Here is a 4638-nt window from a genome sequence, read left to right on the forward strand (position 1 = left end):
GTCCTCGATATTGTCACTCTGACGACGGCCCTTCCAGAGCATGGCAACTCCTCGTGCAGCAAACCTCCCCGTTGCTCCGGGGCGACAAACAATTATCTCAACGGTTGCGCCAAGTCACAGCATTTTTCGATGGCCTTTTTGGCCACACGGGTTGCCTTGCGGCCAAGTTCGTTGTGGCGAGCGGCTCGGCGTGGCAATCGTCCCCGTGGCCTACAGCCGATCACGTAAGCCCGACAGAGAGCTAATCTTCCTGCTTGGCGCCGGCGCTCTTGCCGTCGGAGCTCTTCGAACGCTCCTCGAAACGCGCCGCGCCCTTTTTCAGCGGATGGCCGGTTTCGGCTTCGGTCTTGCGCTCATCCCTGGCCGCCGCCTGTTTCAGTCCCTCGGCTGCCTGCTTGCCCTTTGCCGCCGGCGTTTGTTCGATGCCCATCGTTTCCTCCCTTTCGCGCGCCAATCGCACGGATCTGGTGCAAACGTGTCTGGCGTGCGACGGTTCCGGCGACGCGGGAACTCTGGCGCTCAGCGCGCCGTCATCGCCTTGCGGAAGGCTTCCAGCGTCTCGGCGCTGACATGGTGCTCGATGCCCTCGGCATCGATGCGCGCTGTCTCCGCACTGACACCGAGCGAGCGCAAGAAAGCTTCCACCGTCTGGTGGCGGATGCGGCTTTCCTCCGCGACTTTGCGGCCGGCTTCGGTCAGGAACACGCCACGATAGGGCTTTCTCGACACCAGACCGTCGGCGCACAGCCTGGTCAGCATCTTGGCCACCGTCGGCTGCGCGACGCCGAGCCGTGCGGCGATGTCGACCTGACGCGCCTCGTTGCCGTCTTCGATCAGGTCGGCGATCAGCTCGACATAATCCTCGACCAACGCACTGCGGCGCGCTTCGCGCTGCTGCCGGAAGCCCTCCGAATGAATTTCGGCGTCGAGCAGCGGCTCGCGCGGAACTGGTCTGTTCTTCAGCACCAATACGCGCTCCTCCCAGGACTATTTGCCATCCATGCTTTCATAGCACGGGCTCTGATTCTTCAGGCCGTTTATTTGCATTCCGCCACAGGTGCAACCGGGGCTTCCGATTGCCGCTTCACCCGATGACCGCCAGCCGGATAAAAAGCAACGACAATGAAATATAGCATATTGCATAATGTTGAGCCATGGCATAGCTTAAGCCAACATCGTCCAGTCTCGCGGAAAGCCCTCCTTCATGTCCGAAGCCGAAGCCACAGCCTCCCGTTCCTCATGGCGGTTCGCCAGGCCCGACGAGGACGAGCAGCCCAGCCTGCGCGAAGTCAATTCCTCTATCGCCGTGCCGAACTCGGGCGTCTGGTTCCGTCGCCTGTTCGCCTTCATGGGTCCCGGCTACATGGTCTCGGTCGGCTATATGGACCCCGGCAACTGGGCGACCGACCTCGCCGGCGGCGCCCAGTTCGGTTACACGCTGCTGTTCATCATCATGCTGTCCAACCTGATGGCGATCCTTTTGCAGGCGCTGGCGGCACGGCTCGGCATCGCCACCGGCCGCGACCTCGCCCAGGCCTGCCGGGCCTATTATCCCCGGCCGGTGAACTTCGTGCTGTGGATCGCCTGCGAGCTGGCCATCATCGCCTGCGACCTGGCCGAAGTCATCGGCACCGCGATCGCATTGCAGCTTCTGTTCGGCATTCCGCTGATCGGCGGCGCCATGCTGACGGCGCTCGATGCCTTCCTCGTGCTGCTCCTGATGAACAAGGGGTTTCGCTATCTCGAAGCCTTCGTCATCGCGCTTTTGATCATCATCTTCAGCTGCTTCGCCATCCAGATCTTCGTCGCCGCCCCGCCGGCCGGTTCGATCCTGCATGCCATGTTCGTGCCGTCGTCGGAAATCGTCACCAATCCGGCGATGCTCTACATCGCCATCGGCATCATCGGCGCCACCGTCATGCCGCATAATCTCTATCTGCACTCCTCGATCGTGCAGACCCGCGCCTATGAACGCACCGACAAGGGCAAGCGCGACGCCATCAAATGGGCAACGACGGACTCGACCATCGCCCTGATGCTGGCTTTGTTCGTCAACGCCTCGATCCTGATCGTGTCCGCGGTCGCCTTTCACAACACCGGCCACCAGGACGTCGCAGAGATCGGCCAGGCCTTCGAGCTGCTGTCGCCGCTGCTCGGCCTCGGCATCGCCTCGATCCTGTTCGCTGTGGCGCTGCTGGCTTCCGGCCTGAACTCGACGGTGACGGCCACGCTCGCCGGCCAGATTGTTATGGAAGGCTTCCTGCGCCTGCGCATCCCCAACTGGGCACGCCGGCTGCTGACGCGCGGCCTCGCCATTATCCCGGTGGTGGTCGTCACCGCGCTCTATGGCGAAAAGGGCACCGGCCAGTTGCTGGTGTTCAGCCAGGTCATCCTGTCGATGCAACTGCCCTTCGCGGTCGTCCCGCTGGTGCAGTTCGTCTCCGACAAGAAGAAGATGGGCAATCTCGCCATTCCGCGCGGCGTCGCAGCCCTTGCCTGGGTGGTCGCCGCGATCATCCTGGTGCTCAACTTCAAGCTGCTCTACGACACCATGTTCGGGGTCGGCTGAGTTCCGCTTCGCCTGGAAACCAGCTGCCCTCTGCGCAGGGGGCAGCCTCGCGACAAATCGGCAATCCGCGCTATGTTTTCCGGCATCATGACCCGGATCGAAGACATCAGGAAATTCTACGCGCGGCTGCTGGCCGCCAATGCCGGCTCGCCCGACCCACGTCTGGAAGCGGCTTTCGCCGACGTGCCGCGCGAAGCGTTTCTCGGTCCCGGACCGTGGACGGTCGTCGCCGGCAACGGCAGGGTCACAACACCAAGCGCCGATCCGGCTCATATCTATCAGAACGTGCTGGTGGCGCTCGACGACGACAAGGGCATCAACAATGGCGAGCCATTCCTGCACGCCATGTGGATTGGAAAGCTTGAACCGAAACCCGGTGAGGCGGTTTGCCATATCGGCGCCGGCACCGGCTACTACACCGCCGTGCTGGCCCGGCTGGTTTCGCCAGGCGGCATCGTCACCGCTTTCGAACTCGACGAGAAGCTGGCCGATCTGGCGCGTCAAAATCTCGAAGCCTATGGCAATGCGACGGTGGTCCATGGCGATGCCGTGACGACGCCCCTGCCGCCATCCGACATCATCTATGTCAATGCCGGGGTCGCAGCGCCCCCGGCCGGATGGCTGAAGGCGCTGCGGCCAGGCGGCCGCATGATCTTTCCCTGGCGGCCGGCCGAGCGCGTCCCGCTGGCGGTGATGGTGACACGCACGCAAAAAGGCTTCGCCTGCGATCCGTTCATGCGGTCGTGGTTCATTCCCTGTGTCGGCGCCTCGGTCGCGGACCCCGCGGCGATGATCCCCACCGGCGAGCAGGCCGCGCGCAGCCGCTCGATCTGGCTGGCGCAGGACAGGGCGCCGGACGACACCGCCACCGCCATATCAGGCGATGTCTGGTTCTCGTCGGAAAATCTCCACACCGAGCCTCGCAAGCAACGGTGATTTTCCAAAATTTCGTCCTGTCCTGTCGGACCGGTGGCTCGTCGCCCGTCCTTGGGCTGAAGTCCGCCACGACGGCGTGGACCGAAGAACGGGAGCATTGGAATGAGAAAGATCATCTCTGCGACATTCATCAGCCTCGACGGCGTCATGCAGGCGCCCGGCGGCCCGCAAGAGGATCCGGTCGGCGGCTTCAAGTTCGGCGGCTGGACCTTCCATTACTTCGACGAGGCGGGGGGCGCGGCGATGGATGAACTGTTCTCCAAGCCTTTCGCCCTGCTTCTCGGCCGCAGGACCTACGATATCTTCGCCGCCTACTGGCCATATCAGAAAGATCCGATCGCGGATGCCTTCAACCCTGCGGCCAAATATGTCGCGACGCATCGGCCCGACACCCTCACCTGGCAGAACACGCAATCGCTCGGGCCCGATATCGTTGCGGCGTTGCGCCGCCTCAAGCAGGAGGATGGACCCGACCTGCTCATCCAGGGATCGGGCAACCTGATCCAAACGCTGCTCGCCAACGGGCTGATCGACGAGATCCGGCTGATGATCTTCCCGCTGTTGCTGGGCAAGGGCAAGCGGCTGTTCGGCGACAGCGCGATCCCGGCCGCCTTCAAGCTCATTAAGTCGCAGGCAACCGGCACCGGCGTCATCATGGCGACCTACGAACGCGCGGGCGAGGTCAAGGTCGGGTCGTTTGTCACGGGAGAGCCGTCGGAAGCCGAGCTCGAGCGGCGGAAGAACTGGAAGTAAGCAGGACCTGGGTTCCTCGCCCCACGATGAAAGATCGACCCGCCACTCGGTCGAGCTTCGCTCGACACCTCTCCCCGATCGACGGGGGAGAGGAACCCAAGTTCTGAGAAGCTTCAAGCAGCGACTGGTCGCCGCGCCAGCCCTTCCCGTATATGCCGTGCGAATTCCTGCGCCGCGGGCCCTACCCCATGCCTCGGCAGATGCAGGTTGATGGCAAAATTCGGCAGCGGCGGCAGGCCGGACTCCGATCGCAATATGTCGAGATCGGCTGGCACCGTGGAGGCCAGCCAGGTGGTGACGGCGAGGTCGGAGCGCACCGTCGCGGTCGTCGCGTCGATGTTGCCGTTCTCGAACACGGTGCGCCACTCCAGCCCATGCTC

The 4638-nt window shown here is 63.4% G+C and carries 5 protein-coding genes and 1 pseudogene; 3 read left to right on the forward strand and 3 right to left on the reverse strand.

Annotation, left to right across the window (positions count from 1 at the left end; genetic code table 11):
• Positions 1-241: 241 nt before the first annotated feature.
• Both EN879_RS24955 and mntR read right to left on the reverse strand, forming a co-directional pair.
• A complete protein-coding gene (locus tag EN879_RS24955; protein WP_013530122.1) occupies positions 242-430 on the reverse strand; it encodes a hypothetical protein in 189 nt (62 codons plus the stop codon).
• Between the two features lie 89 nt (positions 431-519).
• Positions 520-969, reverse strand: coding sequence for a manganese-binding transcriptional regulator MntR (gene mntR / locus EN879_RS24960; RefSeq protein ID WP_024504117.1), 450 nt, complete (start codon positions 967-969; stop codon positions 520-522).
• 235 nt (positions 970-1204) lie between these two features.
• Here mntR and EN879_RS24965 point away from each other — a divergent pair, with 235 nt between their 5' ends.
• From EN879_RS24965 to EN879_RS24975, 3 genes are all read left to right on the forward strand, one after another.
• The gene (locus EN879_RS24965) at positions 1205-2569 is read left to right on the forward strand and encodes an Nramp family divalent metal transporter (protein WP_013530120.1); all 1365 of its coding nucleotides are present in this window, start codon (positions 1205-1207) and stop codon (positions 2567-2569) included.
• A gap of 87 nt (positions 2570-2656) precedes the next feature.
• Positions 2657-3505 (forward strand): protein-L-isoaspartate O-methyltransferase, encoded by an 849-nt coding sequence (locus EN879_RS24970; RefSeq protein ID WP_063170313.1) that lies wholly within the window; start codon positions 2657-2659, stop codon positions 3503-3505.
• Positions 3506-3607: 102 nt separating this feature from the next.
• Positions 3608-4258, forward strand: a complete 651-nt coding sequence (locus EN879_RS24975) for a dihydrofolate reductase family protein (RefSeq protein ID WP_063168788.1) — start codon at positions 3608-3610, stop codon at positions 4256-4258.
• Positions 4259-4371: 113 nt separating this feature from the next.
• On the opposite strand, the pseudogene EN879_RS24980 reads toward EN879_RS24975, so the two are convergent.
• Positions 4372-4638 (reverse strand): annotated as a pseudogene (locus EN879_RS24980) (LysR family transcriptional regulator); the annotation flags it as partial.

Source organism: Mesorhizobium sp. M7A.F.Ca.AU.002.02.1.1 (assembly GCF_003998535.1).
Taxonomy (GTDB): Bacteria; Pseudomonadota; Alphaproteobacteria; order Rhizobiales; family Rhizobiaceae; genus Mesorhizobium; species Mesorhizobium ciceri.

What these genes read in the sequence shown, in the direction of transcription:
- EN879_RS24975 (WP_063168788.1), top strand. Translation starts at nt 3,608, where the DNA reads ATGAGAAAGATCATCTCTGCGACATTCATCAGCCTCGACGGCGTCATG.
- EN879_RS24970 (WP_063170313.1), top strand. Translation starts at nt 2,657, where the DNA reads ATGACCCGGATCGAAGACATCAGGAAATTCTACGCGCGGCTGCTGGCC.
- EN879_RS24955 (WP_013530122.1), bottom strand. Translation starts at nt 430, where the DNA reads ATGGGCATCGAACAAACGCCGGCGGCAAAGGGCAAGCAGGCAGCCGAG.
- EN879_RS24965 (WP_013530120.1), top strand. Translation starts at nt 1,205, where the DNA reads ATGTCCGAAGCCGAAGCCACAGCCTCCCGTTCCTCATGGCGGTTCGCC.